Below are 21,582 nucleotides of genomic sequence, written 5' to 3' on the forward strand. Positions count from 1 at the left end.
GCGCATTAATTGATTTACCAATATTGATCCTAAGTTCCGATGCAAAATCAACGCAACGAGCGCGTTCTGCCGATCGCCAGAAGCTCCCGTTCTCATCCTTGGCAACGCTTCTTTTCTATTGCACATCAGCTCCGCTATGGTTTGATCTTTTTGGTTCTCCTGAGCTTACTGCCCACTGGTGCCTTGCTGATCTACCTCAGCTTTCAGGCGCAGATCCAGCAATCGCGATCGCTCCAACAAGAGCGTAGTCAGACAGCAGGAGGGCAGATTGATAATTATTTAGATGACTTGAAACGAAAACTGAGCTATTTAGCTAGGGTCAAAGGACTCACCAACTTTCAACCTCAAGCGCAGCAGAGCCTGTTGGAAGGGTTGACTCGTCATAATGATGCTTATGAAGCCGTTGCCATTTTGAACCGGAAGGGACAAGTTGTCGCGTCAGTTTCACCCTACGAACCGCTCAAGTTAGAAAATCCCGCCAATTCGCCACTGTTTATTCGTGCCTTCAAACAACAGGAAGATTATGTCAGTCCTGTAGAAATTAATCCTCAAACCCACGAACCAAAAACCCTTCTGGCGGTTCCGATTCGGAATGAGCGAGATGAGGTGGATGGGGTACTATTAGCACAGGTAAATCTCAACTTTCTCTGGTTTATTGTTTCCCAAACCGAGGTCGGCAAGACGGGTTATGTTTATGTAGTTGATGAGCGTAATTTTCTCATTGCTCAAAAGGATAGTAAGCCAGAAACCTTTCAACTTCAAGATATTTCTAAGCGCCCCTTCTTTCAATTCTTGAAAGCATCCGAAGATACTAAGCGCCTTAACGTTTATCAGGGTCTAAAGCAGGTAGAAGTATTGGGAGCCAGTGCCTTAGTTCGGAGCGTGAATTGGAATGTGGTTGTAGAACTGCCAACGGCTGAGGCTTATGCTCCCGTTTACCAAATGCTCTCAATTATGGGAGGCTCATTGGCGGTGGTGACGATCGTTGCTATTGGCATTGGCTTTCTATTTATTCGGCAAATTGTGGTGCCACTCCAGCGCTTAACCACGGCAGCTATTGAACTCAGTGCGGGGCAATTAGAGACGCGGGTCAAGATCGACAGCCAAAACGAACTGGGGACATTGGCGATCGCCTTTAACAATATGGCAACCCAGTTAGAGGAACTGATTACAGCAGTTGAAGTGGAACGCAATTTCGTTTCAGCCATTCTTGAAATTGCAGGTGCCCTGGTAGTTGTGCTCGACCCGCAGGGACAAATCGTTCGCTTTAACCGAGCTTGCGAACAAACGACTGATTACTCGTTTAGTGAAGTGAAAGGGCGCTACCTTTGGGACTTGTTCCCGAACTCAGACTTAGCTGGACAAACCACAACTACTTTTGAGTCTTTAAAAGCTGGTAATTTTCCCCAGCAGTATGAAGGCAGTTGGGTGAGCAAAGATCAACAACTCAGACTGATTGCCTGGTCAGATACTGCTTTACTGGATAATCAAGGTGAAATTGAGTACATCATCAAAACAGGCATTGACATTACTCAACGGAAACAGGCAGAAGAAGAACTCAGAACGTCGGAACAGCGACTATCTTTTCTATTCCGCCAAAGTGCACTGGCAATTGTGGAATGGGATTTAAACTTTAAAGTCACTGCCTGGAATCCAGCGGCAGAGCAGATTTTTGGTTACACGGCTACAGAGGCGATCGGACACCATCCCGCAGAATTAATTGTGCCTGCGTCTGCCCGAAAGGTGGTCGATCGAGTTATGAGCGAGCTGTTGATTGAGACCGGAGGACGCTACAGCGTCAACGAAAATGTTACGACAGACGGCAAAACCATTATTTGCGAATGGTTCAATACGCCTTTAGTAGGGGATGGTGGAAAGATTCTTGGAGTTGCATCCTTGGCACTGGATATTACTGAGCGCAAGCAAGCCGAAGCTGCCTTGAGGCAAGCAAAAGAGGAAGCTGAGGTTGCACTCAAAACCTTACAGCAAACTCAGGCACAGCTTATTCAGGCAGAGAAAATGTCAGGTTTGGGGCAACTGGTTGCTGGTGTTGCTCACGAAATTAATAATCCAGTCAACTTTATCTATGGCAACCTGAGCCATACTGCGGACTATACGCAAAATTTACTAAAGTTGATTCAGCTTTACCAGCAAACCTATCCAACTAATACCGAAATTCAGGAAAAAATTGAAGAGTTCGAGCTGGACTTCATTAGTGAAGATTTACCCAAAATCCTGACTTCAATGAAGGTAGGAGCCGATCGCATTCGTCAAATTGTCCTGTCGCTGCGAAACTTCTCGCGACTGGATGAGGCCCAAATGAAGCCAGTTGATATCCACGAGGGAATTGACAGCACATTGATGATTTTGCAAAATCGACTGAAGGCGAAACCAGATCATCCTGCTATTGAAATTGTTAAAGAGTACGGCGACTTACCGCGAGTAGAGTGCTATGCCGGACAGTTGAACCAAGTCTTTATGAATATTCTGGCAAATGCGATCGATGCTTTAGAAAACTACGACAATCACCGTTCTCGAAAAGACATTCAAACAAATCCCAGTCGCATCACTATTCGGACTAAGCTAGTCAGAAACGAAACTGGCCCCGGTTATTCTAAAAACGTGGTGATTCAAGTTCAAGACAATGGACCTGGGATAACGGAAACTGTTAGACAACAGGTGTTCAATCCCTTCTTCACCACAAAACCAACTGGTAAAGGAACAGGATTAGGGCTATCCATCAGCTATCAAATTGTAGTTGATAAGCACGGTGGCTCCATCGAGTGCTTCTCTCAACCCCATCAAGGAACAGAGTTCCGAATTGAAATTCCTGTTTTGCAAAGCGGTGCTGTAGCACTCGTTGGTAAATAATTGCGATCGCATTCCTCTATATATAGCGTTTCTGATGATAGACACTTAGGATCGCGAATTAAATAATTTACACTCTTGAAAGTGGGTTGGGCGTCCCGCCCGCCCTTTCTGGACGGGCGGGACGCCCATCCCACAAGAACCATCACGCATTCTAAGTTATTTAATTCTCATTCCTTATGAAGCTAGCTACAAATCGCACTAGGATAGTTTATCGAACAAATTTCGTGAAGCTTTGATGAACGGCATTGTGGGTTTTGAGAGGAGTTTTACTCGGTGGGAAGGCAACTATAAGCTTAGTCAAAACCGCAGCTTGGTCGATCGATAAAATGTGTCAAACGCACTGCTAGAAAGTTTAGAGCCGGCGGCTGGTGCCGTTGGTGTGGAAATTTAACATAACCTGCAGGCGAATGAGTAGCAATGGAGACGATCGCCGGAAAGTGATTCAATACCAGCCGATCGCCCCCAACCACCTCAAAACCGACTTAATATCACCCGCTAATCAAACGATTTGCTCGCTAGAAGGTTCCCCGCTAGCAGGAGGCTCTACCGTATCGCCAAAGGCAACCCGCAGAAAAGGCGGCGCTAAAAATGTCGTCAGAATCACCATGATAATAATCGACACTTCTAAGGGTTTATCCAAAACCCCACTCGCCGAACCGATGCCGGCAAACACTAACCCGACTTCGCCCCGAGGAATCATCCCCACTCCGATCGCCAATCGATTGATTCCCGGCAGACCAAACACCACCCAACCAGTCACCAGCTTGCCAAAAATCGCAACCACAATCAAAAATACGGCAATCAAAAGGCCAGCCCGATTATCCGGCACTGTTGGGTTCAAAACCCCCAAATCCGCCCGAGATCCCACTGTTACAAAAAAGATGGGTACAAATAAGTCGGCGATGGGTTTCACCAATTCATCCAACTCCTCGCGGGCATCGCTTTCATCCAATACCAAACCAGCCGCAAACGCACCCAAAATCGCTTCGAGATGAATTGCATTGCCCAGAAACGCCATGAAGAAAGCAAAGATAAATGCCGGGATCACTATATTGCCGCGAGTTTTGAGTGTGTCTACGACTGCTGAAAAGGTTTTGTTAAACACACCGCCCAATAGAATCGAACCTAGCAGAAAAGCAGTTGCACTGACAATCAAATAGATGACATTAACAACATCAATCTCACCAGTTTTCGCTAAACTGGCAACAACAGCTAGGACAATAATTCCTAACACATCATCAATCACCGCCGCACCAACAATGATTTGACCTTCTTTAGATTTGAGTTGTCCTAATTCCGACAAAACTTTGGAGGTAATTCCGATGCTGGTTGCCGTCAAAGCAGCCCCCGCAAAAATCGCCGGAATCGCCGCCGTGTGGAAAATGAGCATCAAGCCCGCAGTACCGGCGGCAAAGGGAACTGCCACGCCGACACAAGCGACAACGACAGCTTGAACCCCCACTTCTTTGAGTTGTCTGATATCCGATTCTAAGCCAATTTCAAACAGCAGAATAATTACGCCTAATTCAGCCAGCACTGAAATGACTTCACTCTGGGATTCAAACACACTGGTGAGGGCGGCAGGAGACAGATGATTAATCGATTGCAGAACTGTCATAATCCCTGAGTCTGATGCTGACAGCCCTGCTTCGGGAAAAACGACTAGGTGTAAAGCAGATACCCCGACAATTACCCCTGCTACAAGTTCCCCCAAAACCGGCGGAAAATCGAAGTTTCTAGCCGCTTCCGCGCCTAATTTACTGGCGAGATAAATCACTACCAAAGTGAGCAAAACTCCGCTGAGGACGATCGGCGAATTTTCTGCCTCGACTGTTGCTAACAAAGGTATGGGAGCAACTAGAGAAGCCATCCCAGAACTTAAAGCTGTAATTGTATGGTTCAAAAACATGGGTACGATGATGGTAAGAAATACGATTCTACGGTGACTGTTGACTGTTGACTGTTGACTGTGAGTCGGAAAATTGATAACTGTTACATATTGGGTAGCCAGTTAACTCGACATGACTATCAAGCAAAACTTGAAGAACCCAAATCTGGCGGTACATCCTGCCACCGCCCTTGTCCGACTGCTTGAATTGCTTCTTTTAGCAAGATATCGCCGGTATAAATTGCCCTACCAACGATCGCACTTTTGACACCAATTGGTTCCAAAGCCAGCAAACTCAACAAATCTGCGATCGAACTAACGCCACCGGAAGCAATCACCGGAATCGAAATAGCGTTAGCAATTTCGCGCAAAGATTCCAAATTCGGCCCTTCCATAGTACCGTCACGGTGAATGTCGGTGTAAATAATTTCAGCCGCCCCTAACTCGGCCATTTTTTGCGCCAATTCTGTCGCTAAAACTTCCGAAGTTTCTAGCCAGCCTCTAGTAGCAACTTTACCATTTCTGGCATCAATGCCGACCAGAATTCGGCCGGGAAATTCGGCGGACAATTCGCCGACTAATTGCGGTTGTTCGACGGCTACAGTGCCGAGAATGACGCGCCGGACGCCTAAATTGAGGATAGCAGCAACCGAGGCGCGATCGCGCATTCCCCCACCTACTTGACAGGGAACGTCTACTGATCGGACGATCGCTTCAATGGCTGCTTGGTTGACTGGATAACCTGCTTTGGCGCCATCGAGGTCTACTAAATGCAGCATGGTTGCGCCTTCATTTACCCACTGTCTGGCGACTGATCCGGGGTTGTCGTTAAAAGTTTGAGACTTCGCGTAGTCTCCCTGATACAATCTGACGCATTTTCCATCCAATAAGTCGATCGCTGGAATTACGTTCATAATTTTTCCTCAAATTGCTAATTATACCAGCTAAAAAAAAGAATGCAACTTTAGGGAAGATTCCCACCCATACATAATCATTCATTATAAATTTTATAACCTAAAGTAAAGAGAGTCTTACGATTGCCTAGTACCATTTATTTGTGACATTCGCAACCGCTATTAAGATGAAACATAATCGCCGAAGAAAGCGTAGACCATAAAGGAGTATTGATATCAGCTTTTTGCAAAGCTTCTGCCGTCCAGTCGTTGCAAGTTCTCAAAACATAGTAACTACCTTTTGCTTCATAAAAACTATCGCTGTTGTCGTAGCCGTAGCTAATTTTTATTTTCTTACCTGCTGCGTCTAATAGAAATGAATTTTTAATAAAATCTACCATATTCAGATAATTTTCGCCGCTAATTTTGACACATTTGGTTTCTATATTTTGGGGTAAAAGCCGATAACTTTGAACGTGTACGGTAGACGGCGTAGGGAGAAATAGCGCCTTGAAAGCTGTAACTGGGTTGATACTTCCTGATGTGGGAGTTTCCAACATAAAAGCTCGATCTCCCCAGCCAAAAGACAAATATTTATAATCAGAAGTGGCATCCCGCCCTATTTCTGTTAGCGGTAAAAATTGATTCCAGTCAAAATATTTATTTTTAACTGGAACAATGATTTCGGTGTGAATTCCTTGGTTGGAAATGTATAGAGACATGGTGCAATCGGCTTGCGAGTAATTTCCCCACTTTCTGGGAGTGAAATAGCCAATTGTTAAGAAAGCGCTTAAAGATAAGATGACAATTCCTAAGCGCTGTATGATTTTTCTCATTTTAACCGTGGGTTTCAAATTCTGCCTTCGGATGGCGGGCGCTGCATCTTTGTGGGAAAGAATTCTTGCAATGCCGAATGGCGCTGTTCGGGGGTTTCGTTAGCCCAATTCGACAAACTTTCGTAAAAAAAGAACGACACGCCAGCGAAATCTCTTTTTCGCACTTCTTGCACTTGTTCTTGAATTTGTTTGAGGGGCACGGAATTATTTTTAAGGCCTGTCAAAATGCCGATCGCAGTTGGAATGTTAAGCTTAGCTAATTTAACTTCTTCCCGTTCCAGTTCGGCACTAAAACGTTTGATATCGCTGCGATAAACCTGCAACACAATTTCGTCGATGTAGCCGCGTCTTTCCCAGGTAAACCAGTCCTGCAAGTGGGCGGGTAAAGAAAAGTGAAAAGGGTTCGGAGATAAGCTGACAATACATTTTTCTTTGCGGGATTTGATGGCGCGGGAAACTCGCCCCACGAAGTCGTTGATTTTGTCAGCGCGCCAGCGCACCCAGAAGGTTTCGCGAGGGTCGTCGGAGGGAGGACTTTTGATTTGTTCTTGATACATTGACACTGTTAGTGGCTCGTAGCCAAATTCTACTGGCAAGCCGAAATGGTCGTCAAATTGAATGCCATCTATGTCATAATTATCGACAATTTCTAGGATTAAATCTAAGATAAATTGCTGCACTTGGGGATGAAAGGGATTCAGCCAAACTCGATCGTGTTTGCCTTCTTTCCAAATAGTTGAACCGTCGCGCCGCTGCGCCAGCCACTCTGGGTGAAGTGTGGCTAATTCCGATTCGGCGGGAGCCATGAAACCAAACTCAAACCAGGGGATTACTGCTATACCTTTTTGGTTGGATTGTGCTATAATTTCTTTGAGGATGTCTCGGTCTTTCAATCCAGGCGAGGGGTCGATCGACTGTCCGAATACTCGTTGGGCTGCAGCGCTCGGATAAAGCGTATAGCCTCCTTGCCAAACCGTGGGATAGATGGTATTGAAATTGAGTTGATCCAGTCGATTTACAGCGTCAATGATGTTGTTGCGGGAGAAAATAACGTCGCTGTCAATGTTCGTCAGCCAGACGCCGCGCAATTCGGTTGTTGGAGTTTTGGGCGGGGTTTGAGCCAAGAGACGCGGGGATAAAATCGCGGAGGAGGTAAGGGCGATCGCAAAAACAACTATTAAAGCCAGTATCCGCTGCCATTTGTGCAGTTTAATCATCAATTTGTCGCAAATATGATTATTTTTAGACTGATATTTTACCGTATAATTAGCTTGGTAGGGTGCGCCAGCTAGGGTTATTTTATTAAAAGTCGATCGAACACTTCTTGACGCACCTACTATTTTTGATATTATTGGGGGTCAACGATGGTACCCATAAATAATATTGTTCCTGTAGTATTGTCTTGAATGGCACAAAAGAATGGACGGTTTACATTCATTTCAAAAGACGATCTAGATCTGGTTAACCCGATGGAAGTGACGGCGGCTGCTTCTGTACCTTCTTCGTTCACTTCGACAAATGTTTTGTGTTTTACTGAATCTACTGCTACGTTGTTATCAGTCGTCATCGGAGAAAAATCGGCTTTTGAGCTATCAAAAATTCCTGCCATGCCCAAAGCTATGAGTGTGTTTTCGAGTTGAACTTCATACTGTATTTTGAAGCGGGGTATTTCAATTGTACCATTTACCCCTGTAAATTCTGGCATCCATTCATTCCAGTTTTCTGGTGTTAATTGCTGCAAGAAATTTGCCAAATTGCTATTGGAGTTGGGCAAGAAAATATACATAGCCAGAGCGCCTTCTTTTCCGTAAGGTAAACTGACTGCTTGAAATGTGTCTGTTTCGTAGTACCCATAAATGCCTTTCTGGGACATCATCGGATGCTGTTTGGAACTGCCGTCGGTTAAAGAGAAAGTTTTGTTCGCAGTTTGAGATTTATCAAAGGGGGTTTTCCAGTTGCCTTTGAAATAGATAGCGTTAATCAAAAACAAGACTTGATTGGGGCTAATTTTTTCGACTATTTGATCAATTTTTCCTTGAGTTTTTTGGCTCACCCAGTTGTTAATGATGCTAAGAGCTTGCGGATTCATAAAGTCTATTTCGGTAAGATTAGCATTGTAGTATTTTTGATTTGTTTGCATAAATTCTGGTTTTAAGGAGAAGCCTTGTTGCGCCCAAAGCGAGTTAGCAATTAATACTTGGACATTGGGGTCAACTTTCTGAAAACTATTTTGCAAAGCTTGATTCGCTGCGTTGATTTCTTGCGGAGTCATTCCCGTTAATTCGAGAACTTTTGTCATTTCTTGTTTGGTTTCTCCGCTAACTCCGTTGTATGCCATTGACAGCGCGAGGGCGACAGAAGTAGGTGAAATAAAGATATTTTTATTCGGCTGTTGTTTGCTGAGGGTGTTGAACAAGTTAAAACCAAATTTGGTATTAGCTGCAACAAGTCTGGCGTCTACATCGCTCTGGTTGTTAGGGGGTGTCATGGCTGCAGCTTTTGAGTGATTAGGATTTACGAGGTTGACGGGGTTAATTTTAAGTGCCGGCGCTAATTCTGCGAAAATTGCTAATGTAATGATGGCGACAGTAGCCAGCCTGGTTTTCAATGACATAACTGTTATCTCTAGTTGGGGAGCGATATTACTTTTCTATTATGACTTACCTGTTGTAATTAATTTACTTTGGCTGAATTTATTGTTACCGATATTTTTTGTTTGAGGCTGTATGGGATAATTTAACTGACTTTTAACGCTGGTGATGCTTCCCTAAAATACGGTGTCTAAGGGTACTTGAGATTGTAGCAAAGGACAATATCGTATTTTAGGAAAACAGAGGATAGCTTTTAAGAATAACCTTGCAGTTTCATCACTTGGCGGTAGTGCGCTTCAATCTCGCTCACTGTTTGCGATTGACGCTTGCTAGTCCACTCGCTGCGATCGAATAATTCCCGCCTCAAAGCATGAACATCGATCGTTTTTACCTTACCTTCGGCTACAAGTTGCTTGCCGTTTACCCAAACGCTGTCTACCGCATTAGTCGGGCGCCCCAATATTAGCAAGCCGATCGGATCGGTGCGCGGCAGCAATGATAAACTGGTTAAATCATACAGCACAAAATCTGCTTTTTTACCGACTGTCAGCGAACCCATTTCATCGGCGAGATTCAAGCCTTTTGCTCCTCCCAGGGATGCCATTTCTACAGACTGGCTCGGTGTAATCCATTGGCGGTAATCCAAATCCGTGATATTGTGCAAAATCGAACCAATTTTTATCGCTTCCAGCAAATCTTGAGAGTCATTGCTAGCAGCGCCGTCGCAGCCAAAAGATACGTTGACTCCCGCTTGGCGGTATTTCAAAATCGGTGCAATCCCGCTTCCCAAGCGCAAGTTGCTGAGGGGATTATGTACAACTGTCGCTCCAGTTTCTGCCATAATTGCAATGTCGGAATCTTCCAGCCAAACGCAGTGCGCTAAGGAAGTTCGCGGACTCAAATAACCAATTTTTTTCAGGTGTTCGACAGCGCTACAGCCGTATTTTTCATAAGCTAACTGTTTTTGAGCGGGGGTTTCTAATAGGTGGGCGTGCCGGCAAAGATTGTAGCGATCGCTCAATTCGATGCAGCCTTCAAACAAAGCATCAGAACACAGTTGAATTCCCGTCGGCGCCAACAACATATTAACAGCTTTTTCGGGATTGTGAAACTGTTTTATTGCTGTTTCCATTAACTCTAAAGTTGCCTTAGTCGAGCGAATGTAAGCCGCGTGTTCGATACCGCTATCGCCCGCAGGCATTCCCGCTGTCAGGGATTCATCTTGAATTAACGGCCCGATAAAAGCGCGGATACCGATTTCTTGATAAGCGCGAACTGCGGCGGCGATTGTCTCTAATTCTTGCCCCGGAATCAAAACTAAATGATCGACTACGCTTGTACCGCCCGACAGCAATGTTTCTACCGCAGTTCCCAAGGCACTCAAGTAAACTTGTTCGGGATCGAGAGGCGTAAAATCGTATAATTCGGCAATCCACAACTCCAGCGGCAAAGGGGGAATAATGCCTCGTTGCCACATTTCTGAAGAGTGAGTGTGGGCGTTGACAAAACCGGGCAGCAGCAGCTTATTTTTGCCGTTAATAACTGTTTGACCCCCCCTATCCCCCCCTTGGTAAGGGGGGAGATTAGAGGAGGGGTTATTGGGCGCGATCGCACTTATGCAATTATCCACAACTTGCACGTCTGCGGTTTCATAACCGCTATCAACCGCAATTAAAGCATTTTGAATTGTAAAGCTCACAGATTTACCCTTTTTGTAAATTTACATTAATTTTTGTTGGATGATTCCCAGGCGCTAACATTTGCGACCGCCCAAGTTTAATAAAGTTAATAAATCCTAAATTTTATCAAAAAGTTACCCCTGATACTTAATTATAACAAAGATTTAAGATATGACAAGTTAGTAACAATCAAATTGTTATAACATTAAAATCGTTTTTGAGTCACAATCATATGAATCCTGATTCTCTCCGCACCTTGGGCGTACCGCCGAATGCTTGGAAAGTTGATGCCAAAATTGCTGATATCACCCGATCGCCGATCGCGCCTCAACCTGTTACCCTGGAAACAGAAACTAAAACCCTGCGTTTGGACTTAGCAAAAGCAGCAATGTTGGTGATAGATATGCAAAACGATTTCTGTCATCCCGACGGTTGGCTAGCACATATTGGCGTAGATGTAACGCCCGCCAGAACTCCAATTAATCCTTTAAAAAATTTGCTGCCAAAATTGCGATCGCACGCAGTACCAATTATTTGGATAAACTGGGGGAACCGCCCCGATTTGCTCAATATTAGTGCAGCTTCCCGTCACGTTTACAATCCCACAGGCGACGGCGTAGGTTTGGGAGATCCGCTGCCAAAAAACAACGCACCTGTACTGATGGCTGGGAGTTGGGCGGCGCAGGTTGTCGATGAATTAAAACCCAAACCGGAGGATATTTGTGTTGATAAATATCGGATGAGTGGCTTTTGGGATACTCCTTTAGATAGTATCTTGCGGAACCTCGGCAGAACTACACTTTTCTTTGGAGGAGTAAACGCCGATCAGTGCGTCATGGCTACCCTGCAAGATGCTAATTTCCTCGGTTACGACTGTATTTTAGTCAAAGATTGTACAGCTACGACATCTCCCGAGTATTGCTGGCAAGCTACTCTTTATAACGTTAAACAATGTTTTGGTTTTTTGTCGGATTCTCAGGCTATGTTAGAAGCAATTAAATAGTAGTCAGCAATGATTCCTAGAATGAGTGTAGGGGCAATCCCCCCGTGGTTGCCCCTCTTGATTAAGAAACTGAGTAGGCGGGTACGGGGCTGGGCGGGCACGGGGGCACTGCCCCTACGACAATTAACAATTAAGCACAAAAAAATGACAAACCAGTGCGTGATTCCTGTTATAAAGTCTCCGAAAGACTACCAAGCATTTCGCATCAGTCCGGGCGATACTAATAGATTAGCTATCGTCTTCGATCCGGTAATAGCTAATGTTTCATTAACAGTTTGCGTGGAAATTTTCGATGTGGGCGGCAAAACCCCTCCCAACCGCCATCAATTTGCAGTAGAAATGTTTTTTGTACTCAAAGGAACAGGGCAAGCAACCTGCGATGGCAAAACAGTTAGCATTCAACCGGGAGATAGTTTGTTAGTGCCTCCTACAGGCACTCATGTAATTGAGAATACGGGAAGTGAACGTTTGTACACTTTGTGCATCATGGTGCCGAATGAGGATTTTGTGGAACTAATTCGCAGCGGTACACCAGTCGAACTCGATGAGGAAGATATGAGAGTTCTTGGGCGATCGGATGTACTCGTACCGTGCTAGGTTTGTAGTAAGGACTTGAGTCCTAGGTTTGTAGTAAGGACTTGAGTGCTTAGAGAACAAGCTAAAGCCCTTACTACTGAGATGTTGCACCATTCTCAAGAACAGGCTTTCCGGCCTGTTCCACAAAGAGTGAATTTTATTGTGGGGAGTAGGGGTTGGGCATCCTGCCCCTCAAGAACAGGCTGGACGGCCTGTTCCACAAGAGATGAATTTTATTGTGGAACAGGCCGTCCAGCCTGTTCATAAAATGCTTATCGAGAATGGTGCAACATCTCAGTTACTACGAACTTTTTTAGTTGATGTTTTTTAGGATTTATGCTGAAACTTTGTCCGAAAAAAACAGCGTCAATGCTAACTAAAGATGGGGTTCGTTTAGATGCTGACATCTACCGCCCCGATGCGGAGGGCGAATTTCCAGTATTGTTAATGCGGCAACCTTACGGAAGGGCGATCGCCTCTACAGTAGTATATTCCCATCCCGCATGGTACGCCAAACACGGCTACATCGTTGTCATCCAAGACGTGCGGGGACGCGGCACTTCCGAAGGCGAATTTAACCCCTTTGTTAGCGAAACACAAGACGGTTTTGATAGCGTCAATTGGGCAGCTAATTTGCCGGGAAGTAACGGCAAAGTCGGGATGTACGGTTTTTCCTACCAAGGCATGACTCAACTCTACGCGGCGGCTGCTAAACCGATCGCATTAATCACAATTTGTCCGGCAATGGTAGGCGGCAATTTATACGCAGATTGGGCCTATGAAGGCGGCGCATTTTGTCTGCAATCAAATCTCGGCTGGGCAATTCAGCTAGCGGCAGAAACCGCTCGCTTAAAAGCCGATATTTCTGCCTATCAAGCCTTTTATGCAGCTTCGAGAAATCTCCCCCTATACGATACCGTGCCCGCGCGTCCTGAGATTATTAAAAATCTTGCACCAGACTCATATTATCACGATTGGTTGGATAATTATCGACCGAGCGAGTATTGGGAAAAGTTATCGCCAAACATCAAAGATTTAGATTTGCCAATGCTGCACGTGGGGGGTTGGTTTGATACTTATTTGCGGGGAACAATCCATCTTTACAAGGAAATGGCGCGCCGGAGTTCCTGTCCGCAGCATTTGATAATTGGCCCTTGGGCGCATTTACCTTGGGGGCGAAAAGTGGGAGAGTGGGATTATGGTTTGGCAGCTTCAAATCCTGTGGATGAGCTGCAAATTCGCTGGTTCGATCAATTCCTCAAGGGAGTTGATACAGGAATATTAGATGAGCTGCCGATTTCGCTATTTGAGATGGGGAGGAATGATTGGCGGAAATTTGATAAATGGCCTAATAATAATCATAAATCTTATTTTTTAGGAAGTACCGGACTTGCCGCGATGAGAGAAGATGCGGGTATTTTAACAGAAAGTTGCGCGGATGTTGGCACTGATGATATATTCGTACATGACCCTTGGCGGCCGGTGCCATCCTTGGGAGGTCACGCGGCATTTCCTGCAGGTGCGATCGAGCGATCGACTATTGACTGCCGCACTGATGTGTTAACATACACTTCGGCACCGCTAACAGCAGATTTGCACTTAGCTGGAGATATAATTGTCGAAGTATTTTGTACCGCAGATGCGCCAAGTTTTGATTTGTGTGCCATACTTTCTGAGGTCAAAGATAGCGGCAGCGTCTACAATTTTACTCAAGGTTACGTGCGGGTGAATTCAGGTGAAATACCTGTAACAATTGTGCTGCAAGCAACTTGTATGCAAATTGCCCAAGGTAATGCGTTGCGTCTGAGTTTGAGTGCGGCTTGTTTTCCCGCTTACGACGTGAATCCGGGAACGGCTGCGCCGGACGGTGAAGCGCGGGCGATCGATGCTAAAATTATCACGCTGACAGTAAGTTGTGGCGGGAATTGTCCCTCTCAAATTTTGCTGCCAATTGTCGATTAAACCTAGAACTTATTCAATTATGAGCATTATTTTTCACATCACCCGCAGCCAACAGTGGGAACAAGCAAAACAAGTTCAATCCTATCGCGGCGATACGCTAGATACAGAAGGATTTATCCACTGTTCGACTCTGACACAAGTTCTTAGATCGGCTAATAAATTTTTTTTGGGACAAACAGGATTGCTGCTGCTTTGGATTGACTCGGACAAAGTAGAATCTGAACTTAAGTATGAATTGGCTGCGGGTGAGAATTACCCGCACATTTACGGGCCTCTGAATGTTGATGCTGTGTTGAAAGTTGTTGAGTTTGAACCGGGTGCCGATGGCAAGTTTGAATTACCGGAAGAATTAAGGGATGTTGTTTAATATGCACATTTTGTACCATTCTCAAGAACGGGCAAGATGCCCGTTCCACAATACAATTAAGTATCTTGTGGAACAGGCCGGAAAGCCTGTTCCACAAAAGATAAATTTTCTTGTGGAACAGGCCGGAAAGCCTGTTCAGAAAAGGCTAATTGAGAATGGTGCAATATCTAAGTTAATATGCACATTTTGCACCATTGTATACTAACTTTTTAGGGCGTTGCTCTGAGCAACGGTTCACAATAAATTTTATCTTTTTAGGGCGGGCTAGAAGCCCAACCCCTACTCCCCACAAGAAATTTTATCTTTTGTGGAACGGGCAAGAAGCCCGTTTCTAACGGGCAAGAAGCCCGTTCCACAAGACAATTAAGTGTATTGTGGAACGGGCATCTTGCCCGTTTCTAACATTAGTGAAAAATCTCAATTTCACCTGATTGATCTACCAACTCTGCCGCCAATTTCAGCGCATCTTCGCGAGTCGCAATTCTCCCCTCCACCCGCGCTAATTGAATCTCCATTAAAAATTGACCGATGCGTGGACTCCTAGGCAATTTCAAATATTCCATTAAATCATTGCCACTAACTAATTGTGTGGGATGAGCAATAATATCATCAGCATCCAGATAGCGATTAATTAACAGTGAAATATCCTCAACCGCAACTCCCGCCGCCACCGCCAACACCGCTAAAACTGGAAAGACTATTCCCACATCCCGAAACAAAAAATACTGTTCTCGCAAAGACATTTCCGCGATTGGTTTTGCTGGCAATTTGGGCAAGTATTTCAAAAGCCCGATCGCACTTTTAATCTCCGCATTGCTGTACTTCAACCGCAGCAACTCGGTTTCAGCAATTGTCGGGTCAGAATCTGCCAAAATAGCCAGCTTCGCAACCGCCAACAACGGCGTTTTAATCGTATCTCGAATCGATCGCGAAAATTCTCTCCCCAAATCTGGATAAATTGTCGCTAACTTGGCAGCAGACGCATCAATTTTTGTCAAAATATCAAAACGGTCGATCGCACTTTCAAACCAAATCGAAAACAAACCATCTTCGCAACCGCGACAAATCCAAGGAACACCCTCTGGATTGCTCAACAAATAACCTAATTCCGTCCGCACCCGTTCCACCGCTACCCGACTCAACAGCGGCGCCAATTCCCGAATCGCCGATTGAGTTTCCGGTTCGATCGCAAAACCCAACTGCGCCGCTTGGCGGTAAGCTCTTAATAACCTCAGCGGATCGTCCTCCAAATTTGACCGCGAAATCATCCGCAGCACACCCAACCGCAAATCAGTTTGACCGTCCAAAGGATCGATGATTTCTCCTGTAAAAGGATTGCAGGCGATCGCATTTATCCGAAAATCCCGGCGCAGCAAATCCCCCTCCAGAGTCCCCCCTTCCGCTTGCGCCAAATCCACCGTACCGCCCGCAAATACAACCCGCGCAATTTGGCGTTCCGCATCCAACAAGACAAATCCACCTTTCGTGCGATCGGCAATTTTTCGAGCAGTCTTCACGGCCCGTGTTAGCATAACGAAATCCAAATCAAAATAGTGCGATCGCCTCCCCAGCAGCGCATCCCGCACCGCACCGCCCACCAGATAAGCAGGCGGTGTCAGCAGTTCCAAATCAAACGGCCAAGTATCAGGAGATAATGAAGAGGGCAAATTAATCGGCATCGCAACAAAAATCTACTTTCCTTACAAACAATTAAACTCTTGCTACGCTAGATTAACAGAAAGCTCAAATTTCACCAATCTTTTTGAAATGCACAGAGGATATCAAGAATGTGTATTTGTATTAACTGCCACTATGTAGACCGCTGCTTCACCTACCACGCCGTAGAAGAACAGCACGAACAGATTCACCTCACCGAAACACCCGATTTCGACCCCGTAGAACCCACCATCAACGTTAACATCCGCCCCCGCCAAGACGAAATTGAAATGGAATGGGATGTAGTCGGCTGTCAAAGTTTCAAGCAAGAGACCGGCAAATGGGCAAAATTGCGGCCAGGCGAACTCGTCCCGACTTAAATCATTAGTTATTTGGCAGTTGGCAGTTGGCAGTTGGCAGTCAACAGTCAACAGTCAACAGTCAACAGTCAACAGTCAACAGTTTTTATTCCCAATTACAAATCTAAAATCTAAAATCTAAAATCTAAAATCCAATGTGCTATTGCTTAAACCCAACTTGTCAGAATCCGCAAAACCCAGGGGATGCAGAATTGTGCCAAAGTTGCGGATCAAAATTGTTGTTAACTATTGACGCAGAAACACCATCAGCATCTCGCTACCGAACCCTAAAGCCGATCGGGCAAGGAGGCTTTGGCCGAACATTTCTAGCAGTTGATGAAACCAAACCCCTAATTTTTTCGCAGTGCGTAATCAAGCAATTTTTGCAGCAAAATACCGCAGCCGAAAAAGCAGCTCAACTATTTCACCAAGAAGCATCCCAGCTAGAAACACTGGGAAAACATCCCCAGATTCCCGAATTAATCGCGCATTTTGAACAAGACGGGAGACAGTATTTAGTACAAGAATTTATAGACGGCAAAAACCTAGCCAGAGAATTAGAACAAAAAGGAGCATTCACCGAAACTCAAATTCGGCAAATCCTCAACGATTTATTGCCCGTGCTCCACTTCGTCCACAAATCCAAAGTTATTCACCGCGATATCAAACCAGAAAATATCATTCGCCGCCGGCTATCTCCAGCCCCTTTACCCGCCTTAGAAAATTCCTATCAACCCTCTCCTTTCCAAAAAGATATTGTTTTAGTAGACTTTGGTGCAGCTAAGAAAGTAACAGCAACCGGACTGCCGCAAACTGGTACAATCATCGGCAGTGCTGCTTATACAGCCCCAGAACAATTGATGGGAAAAGCAGTTTTTGCCAGCGATATCTACAGTTTGGGGGTTACTTGCATTCACTTGCTGACTGAAATTCCTCCCTTCGATTTGTTCGACAGTACAGAGGATTCTTGGGCTTGGCGCAATTATTTGAAGACTGCTGTTAGCGATGATTTCGGCCGCATCCTCGACACCATGCTCCAAAGTGCCACCAATCGGCGCTACAGTTCAGCATCAGCAGTCATCCGGCACTTGAACCCCAAACCGGTGTATTTAGACGCACAACCGGTGCTAGACGCGCCGGAAACGCCCGCAGAACGGGTGGTTACACCTGCGCCCGGTGTGTCGCTTTTCACTCGCCAACAGCAAGCCGAAATTCAGCAAGCTTTACAAGAGGATCTCGCCCCGTACAATGTTACAATCCAAATCAGTCAAGCCAAGCAACAGCTCACTATCGTCATCAACAGAACCGAAGACAACCCCGTTTACTATCCGCACTTATCTCAAATAATTGCCACCCGACTCACCGATTTGCAGCTAAATAAAGTTGCAGCCGTGAAGCTGTTGGGAAGACTCAACAATTCTCGCCGCCCGGAGTGGAAGCAAATATTGCAAATCGATCCCAAGATTAAATTGAGAAACAAACTCGTGCGGCTGCAACACAATCAATTACTCAAGAAAATCCCCCCTGTTACTACCCAAGAATTTTGGCTGCCGAAGTTGAAAACTCAGGATTTTTGGATAGATGCGCTAATGTTTGCCTTAGTTTGGTTTATCTTTGGCTCTCAAATAGTGATTTTTAATTCGTGGTTCGCCCTAATAGTTGCTTCTGGTTTTATGACGGTGAAGCATCAAGTTTCCCAACACAAAGAATTTGCCAATAAAAATTTATTTGCAAGTTTAGTAGTGCTGTTTTTGGTGAGTGGGGGCATGGGGAATTCCAGGATTTTAAACACGGGAATATTTGGCATTCTTTTGGGTTGCTTAGTTGTGGCTTTGCCGCTGTTTTTTGTTAAGGAAAATTATCAGTAATCGTGAATAGCAATCCCCAAGACGGAACATCAGTTAAAAAATACGGCTTAGCCCTGCACACAGCTAGTCGCGAACTCGGTTTAGCCATCAGCAATTTTGCCGGGGATTCTCGCTGCCAAACTTGGAATTTGGATCGGGATTTAGCAACTCATTTGCATCAGTATTTAGTCGAGTTTATTGGGCCGCAAACTTGGGCGGATTTGGCTTTTATTGCTGTGGCGAAGGGGCCCGGAGGCTTCACGGGGACTCGCATGGGTATGGTGACGGCGCGGACTTTGGCTCAACAGTTGGATATTCCTGTTTTTGCGGTTTCAACTTTGGCGGCTGTGGCTTGGGCGGCACCCCCCCAACCCCCCCTTGCTAAGGGGGGGCTTTTGAGTGCAGAACCTTCCCGCGATTTTGTAGGGGCGGTGCCCCCGTGCCCGCCCCCACCCACAGATGATTTCATGGGCATTTCAGGCATCGGGGTTCTTCACGAGGGTTTGCCCCTACAAGAAAATGAAACCGCCCTGTCCCAACCGCCCCTTGCTAAGGGGGGGCTTTTGAATACGGAACCCCCTCAATCCCCCCTTGCTAAGGGGGGGCTTTTGAGAAAGGATATGGCGCTGCAAATGCCTGCACAGCGGGGACAATTGTTTGGCGCTGTTTATTCAGTTAACAAAGATTCTGGTTTAACTGAGTTGTTTCCTGATACTGTAATGACGGCGGAATCTTGGCAGGAAAAGTTGGAAAGTTGGGAAAATTCTTATCAGTTAATTGAAGTGGGCAGCGAGTTGGGTTGGTCGGTTTCTAGTGTGTTGGAATTGGCTTATTGGGAGTGGAAACACGGAAGTCGCCCTGATTGGTCGGATGCTTTGCCTTATTACGGGCAACATCCGGTTAAGGGACACTGAATATTGGGAATTGGGAAAGTGGTAATTAGGGATAAGTGATGTTGACTTTTAGCCAATCCAATCCGAGATCCAGGTTGTACGTATCGTTAGTGACTTTTCCGGCATTAGCCACCACAGCCTTTTGAAGAAGAGATTTTTGCAATGGCATTCTCAGCGGCTCCGCAAAGCTCTGATCGGCAGCAATTTCTACCTCAAATCGATCGGCTTCGTCACTAGGATATGTTATGGCATATATACCAATATTACCTGAGACTTCATCAAGTTCCGAGACTAGGGCAGTTGCCGCTTTCCACCATTTGTAAGCTGCCTTGGTTGCCTTAGAATTGGTTCCATAAGCATTCCAGATCAGGATGGTTGTGATTGCTGACTGCCTAATCTGACAACACATAATCTTAGCTACGTGGAGATGTTCGTCCAGCGTGAAGCCTTTATATGGTCTGGGTAGATTCAGGGGTAAACAAAGTTTTCCTGATGGTTGTTCATGAAATTATTCTCTAAACCCCGCGCTAAACTCATTGTCCCACTGTTCAGCGAACTCAGTTGGCCCGTAGTAGCATTCTATTGGATCAATTTCAGAGTTGTAGCCGTTCCTGAAAAGAACGTGATTGGGTGGGACTTCAGCACAAACGATGTCATCTAGGTTAGACTTAAGGGTTGACAATGCACTCTGCAGCTTGCAAGCAAGCCTGCGAACTTTTGAGGTTTTACCGTAGCACCAACTAGATACAACACTCAGGCTTAGTGCTTCATCTCTCCGGTGTTTAATGTATAGCCCCAAATGTTTGTGCTGTTCAAAATAGAAGCCTTGATAGATATTGTTTTTTGAATATTTTTGTCCTGCTTTGATAGCGCTCATCTCAGTTCAAATTGGCATTATTTATTAATGCTATAAATTATAACATAAGTTTTCGTTGTTTATTTAAGCGCGATACAAACTTCGAGGCAAAAAGTTAATGTTAGCGGGTCTGGGTTTTCGGTTCGCAATTGCTCGATATCAGCTCGATCGCAGCCGCGCGATTCCATAAAATCGAGCATCCAGTTAGTTATTGTCGCGAGATCGATGTATTTTGCTCCGAGACAAACAGGGCAAATTTCTGGGCTGAGGGTACCGGTGCCTTCGCATTCGGGGCAATCCCAGTGCGTTGTTACGGGATCGGGGGTAGTTAGGATGTTGTTCATGCTGGGAAAAAGTTCGTCAAGCGTCGCTATCCGGCAGAGAATCGCACTACTCGTTAACTCTAGCAAAAATGCCGATCGCCCTGACTTCTTCCTGCCTTTACACTAAGCGAGCTAGTGATTAAGATTGACAAAAATACAAAAGGGGTGGCTATGTTCGATCGCGCTCAATGGTTTTTGGCTGGTATGTCGATCGCCCTCGCCCTTCAATTAAGTCCGCCAGTAGCAGCAGCCCCCCTAGGTAAACCCGCACAAACGGCACAAACTACCAGTATCGACGCTGCTAACAAAGTATTCCAGGAGGGACTAAAACTCTACCAGCAAGGAACGGTAGAAGCGAAAAAAGGTGCGATCGCCAAATATGAAGAAGCATTAAAGCTGTATCGAGAAGCGGGCGATCGATCGGAGGAAGCTGCCACCCTCAACTACATCGGTTTAGTCTACTCAGAATTGGGAGAAAAACCAAAAGCTTTGGAGTATTACAACCAGTCGCTGCCCCTGAGTCGGGCAACAGGTGCTCTCTCAATCGAAGCCGTCACCCTCAACAACATCGGTTTAGTCTACTCAGAATTGGGAGAAAAACCAAAAGCTTTGGAGTATTATAACCAGTCGCTGCCCCTAAGTCGCGCAGCGGGCGATCGATCGCAGGAAGCCCTCACCCTCAACAACATCGGTTTAGTCTACTCAGAATTGGGAGAAAAACAAAAAGCTTTGGAGTATTACAGCCAGTCGCTGCCCCTAAGTCGCGCAGTGGGCGATCGTCGCCGGGAAGCCCTCACCCTCAACAACATCGGTTTAGTCTACTCAGAATTGGGAGAAAAACAAAAAGCTTTGGAGTATTACAGCCAGTCGCTGCCCCTAAGTCGCGCAGTGGGCGATCGTCGCCGGGAAGCCCTCACCCTCAACAACATCGGTTTAGTCTACTCAGAATTGGGAGAAAAACAAAAAGCTTTGGAGTATTACA

19 protein-coding genes are annotated in these 21,582 nt (G+C 45.6%); 9 read left to right on the forward strand and 10 right to left on the reverse strand.

Annotation, left to right across the window (positions count from 1 at the left end; genetic code table 11):
- Nucleotides 1–39: 39 nt before the first annotated feature.
- A complete protein-coding gene (locus tag QUB08_RS17040; protein ID WP_333225812.1) occupies nt 40–2,871 on the forward strand; it encodes a PAS domain S-box protein in 2,832 nt (943 codons plus the stop codon).
- Between the two features lie 499 nt (nt 2,872–3,370).
- Here QUB08_RS17040 and QUB08_RS17045 read toward each other — a convergent pair whose 3' ends face one another.
- The 6 genes from QUB08_RS17045 to QUB08_RS17070 form a co-directional block, all read right to left on the reverse strand.
- The gene (locus QUB08_RS17045; protein WP_333225813.1) at nt 3,371–4,780 is read right to left on the reverse strand and encodes a cation:proton antiporter; all 1,410 of its coding nucleotides are present in this window, start codon (nt 4,778–4,780) and stop codon (nt 3,371–3,373) included.
- Between the two features lie 119 nt (nt 4,781–4,899).
- The gene (hisA, locus tag QUB08_RS17050) at nt 4,900–5,673 is read right to left on the reverse strand and encodes a 1-(5-phosphoribosyl)-5-[(5-phosphoribosylamino)methylideneamino]imidazole-4-carboxamide isomerase (RefSeq protein WP_333225814.1); all 774 of its coding nucleotides are present in this window, start codon (nt 5,671–5,673) and stop codon (nt 4,900–4,902) included.
- Between the two features lie 137 nt (nt 5,674–5,810).
- Nucleotides 5,811–6,488 carry a TIGR02117 family protein gene (locus tag QUB08_RS17055; protein WP_333225815.1) on the reverse strand — a complete coding sequence of 226 codons (678 nt, stop codon included), beginning with the start codon at nt 6,486–6,488 and terminating at the stop codon, nt 5,811–5,813.
- A gap of 14 nt (nt 6,489–6,502) precedes the next feature.
- On the reverse strand, nt 6,503–7,705 hold the full coding sequence (locus tag QUB08_RS17060) for a glycoside hydrolase family 10 protein (RefSeq protein WP_333225816.1): 1,203 nt from the start codon (nt 7,703–7,705) through the stop codon (nt 6,503–6,505).
- Nucleotides 7,706–7,836: 131 nt separating this feature from the next.
- Nucleotides 7,837–9,102 carry a serpin family protein gene (locus QUB08_RS17065; protein ID WP_333225817.1) on the reverse strand — a complete coding sequence of 422 codons (1,266 nt, stop codon included), beginning with the start codon at nt 9,100–9,102 and terminating at the stop codon, nt 7,837–7,839.
- 230 nt (nt 9,103–9,332) lie between these two features.
- On the reverse strand, nt 9,333–10,778 hold the full coding sequence (locus QUB08_RS17070; RefSeq protein ID WP_333225818.1) for an amidohydrolase: 1,446 nt from the start codon (nt 10,776–10,778) through the stop codon (nt 9,333–9,335).
- Between the two features lie 197 nt (nt 10,779–10,975).
- Between QUB08_RS17070 and QUB08_RS17075 the strand changes: the two genes are divergently transcribed.
- From QUB08_RS17075 to QUB08_RS17090, 4 genes are all read left to right on the forward strand, one after another.
- A complete protein-coding gene (locus QUB08_RS17075) occupies nt 10,976–11,761 on the forward strand; it encodes a cysteine hydrolase family protein (RefSeq protein ID WP_445300928.1) in 786 nt (261 codons plus the stop codon).
- 144 nt (nt 11,762–11,905) lie between these two features.
- Nucleotides 11,906–12,358, forward strand: coding sequence for a cupin domain-containing protein (locus QUB08_RS17080; RefSeq protein WP_333225819.1), 453 nt, complete (start codon nt 11,906–11,908; stop codon nt 12,356–12,358).
- Between the two features lie 348 nt (nt 12,359–12,706).
- Nucleotides 12,707–14,299: a CocE/NonD family hydrolase gene (locus QUB08_RS17085; protein WP_333225820.1), complete on the forward strand. Its 1,593-nt coding sequence runs from the start codon at nt 12,707–12,709 to the stop codon at nt 14,297–14,299.
- Nucleotides 14,300–14,318: 19 nt separating this feature from the next.
- The gene (locus QUB08_RS17090; protein WP_333225821.1) at nt 14,319–14,666 is read left to right on the forward strand and encodes a DUF952 domain-containing protein; all 348 of its coding nucleotides are present in this window, start codon (nt 14,319–14,321) and stop codon (nt 14,664–14,666) included.
- Nucleotides 14,667–15,070: 404 nt separating this feature from the next.
- On the opposite strand, the gene QUB08_RS17095 is transcribed toward QUB08_RS17090, so the two are convergent.
- Entirely contained in the window at nt 15,071–16,345 is a 1,275-nt protein-coding gene (locus QUB08_RS17095; RefSeq protein WP_333225822.1) for a CCA tRNA nucleotidyltransferase, read from the reverse strand.
- Nucleotides 16,346–16,453: 108 nt separating this feature from the next.
- On the opposite strand from QUB08_RS17095, the gene QUB08_RS17100 reads away from it, so the two are divergent.
- The 3 genes from QUB08_RS17100 (at nt 16,454) to tsaB (ending at nt 19,442) form a co-directional block, all read left to right on the forward strand.
- The gene (locus tag QUB08_RS17100; protein WP_333225823.1) at nt 16,454–16,702 is read left to right on the forward strand and encodes a Ycf34 family protein; all 249 of its coding nucleotides are present in this window, start codon (nt 16,454–16,456) and stop codon (nt 16,700–16,702) included.
- Nucleotides 16,703–16,836: 134 nt separating this feature from the next.
- Nucleotides 16,837–18,549, forward strand: coding sequence for a serine/threonine-protein kinase (locus QUB08_RS17105; RefSeq protein ID WP_333225824.1), 1,713 nt, complete (start codon nt 16,837–16,839; stop codon nt 18,547–18,549).
- Between the two features lie 2 nt (nt 18,550–18,551).
- The gene (tsaB, locus tag QUB08_RS17110; protein WP_333225825.1) at nt 18,552–19,442 is read left to right on the forward strand and encodes a tRNA (adenosine(37)-N6)-threonylcarbamoyltransferase complex dimerization subunit type 1 TsaB; all 891 of its coding nucleotides are present in this window, start codon (nt 18,552–18,554) and stop codon (nt 19,440–19,442) included.
- A 25-nt stretch (nt 19,443–19,467) separates the two neighbouring features.
- Here the strand turns inward: tsaB and QUB08_RS17115 are convergent, their stop codons facing one another.
- The 3 genes from QUB08_RS17115 to QUB08_RS17125 form a co-directional block, all read right to left on the reverse strand.
- Complete coding sequence (locus QUB08_RS17115) at nt 19,468–19,830, reverse strand: hypothetical protein (protein WP_333225826.1); 363 nt, start codon at nt 19,828–19,830, stop codon at nt 19,468–19,470.
- Nucleotides 19,831–19,929: 99 nt separating this feature from the next.
- Nucleotides 19,930–20,298, reverse strand: coding sequence for a hypothetical protein (locus QUB08_RS17120; RefSeq protein WP_333225827.1), 369 nt, complete (start codon nt 20,296–20,298; stop codon nt 19,930–19,932).
- A 59-nt stretch (nt 20,299–20,357) separates the two neighbouring features.
- Nucleotides 20,358–20,687 (reverse strand): hypothetical protein, encoded by a 330-nt coding sequence (locus QUB08_RS17125; protein ID WP_333225828.1) that lies wholly within the window; start codon nt 20,685–20,687, stop codon nt 20,358–20,360.
- Between the two features lie 84 nt (nt 20,688–20,771).
- On the opposite strand from QUB08_RS17125, the gene QUB08_RS17130 reads away from it, so the two are divergent.
- On the forward strand, nt 20,772–21,582 hold an 811-nt coding region (locus QUB08_RS17130; RefSeq protein ID WP_333225832.1), incomplete at its 3' end, for a tetratricopeptide repeat protein.

The organism is Microcoleus sp. BR0-C5, from assembly GCF_036705045.1.
GTDB lineage: Bacteria > Cyanobacteriota > Cyanobacteriia > Cyanobacteriales > Microcoleaceae > Microcoleus.

Coding starts and splice junctions, on each gene's coding strand:
- QUB08_RS17095 (WP_333225822.1), bottom strand. CDS start 16,345: ATGCCGATTAATTTGCCCTCTTCATTATCTCCTGATACTTGGCCGTTT.
- QUB08_RS17085 (WP_333225820.1), top strand. CDS start 12,707: ATGCTAACTAAAGATGGGGTTCGTTTAGATGCTGACATCTACCGCCCC.
- QUB08_RS17055 (WP_333225815.1), bottom strand. CDS start 6,488: ATGAGAAAAATCATACAGCGCTTAGGAATTGTCATCTTATCTTTAAGC.
- QUB08_RS17090 (WP_333225821.1), top strand. CDS start 14,319: ATGAGCATTATTTTTCACATCACCCGCAGCCAACAGTGGGAACAAGCA.
- QUB08_RS17040 (WP_333225812.1), top strand. CDS start 40: ATGCAAAATCAACGCAACGAGCGCGTTCTGCCGATCGCCAGAAGCTCC.
- QUB08_RS17045 (WP_333225813.1), bottom strand. CDS start 4,780: ATGTTTTTGAACCATACAATTACAGCTTTAAGTTCTGGGATGGCTTCT.
- QUB08_RS17100 (WP_333225823.1), top strand. CDS start 16,454: ATGTGTATTTGTATTAACTGCCACTATGTAGACCGCTGCTTCACCTAC.
- QUB08_RS17065 (WP_333225817.1), bottom strand. CDS start 9,102: ATGTCATTGAAAACCAGGCTGGCTACTGTCGCCATCATTACATTAGCA.
- QUB08_RS17080 (WP_333225819.1), top strand. CDS start 11,906: ATGACAAACCAGTGCGTGATTCCTGTTATAAAGTCTCCGAAAGACTAC.
- QUB08_RS17115 (WP_333225826.1), bottom strand. CDS start 19,830: ATGTGTTGTCAGATTAGGCAGTCAGCAATCACAACCATCCTGATCTGG.
- QUB08_RS17105 (WP_333225824.1), top strand. CDS start 16,837: ATGTGCTATTGCTTAAACCCAACTTGTCAGAATCCGCAAAACCCAGGG.
- QUB08_RS17120 (WP_333225827.1), bottom strand. CDS start 20,298: ATGAGCGCTATCAAAGCAGGACAAAAATATTCAAAAAACAATATCTAT.
- hisA (WP_333225814.1), bottom strand. CDS start 5,673: ATGAACGTAATTCCAGCGATCGACTTATTGGATGGAAAATGCGTCAGA.
- QUB08_RS17060 (WP_333225816.1), bottom strand. CDS start 7,705: ATGATTAAACTGCACAAATGGCAGCGGATACTGGCTTTAATAGTTGTT.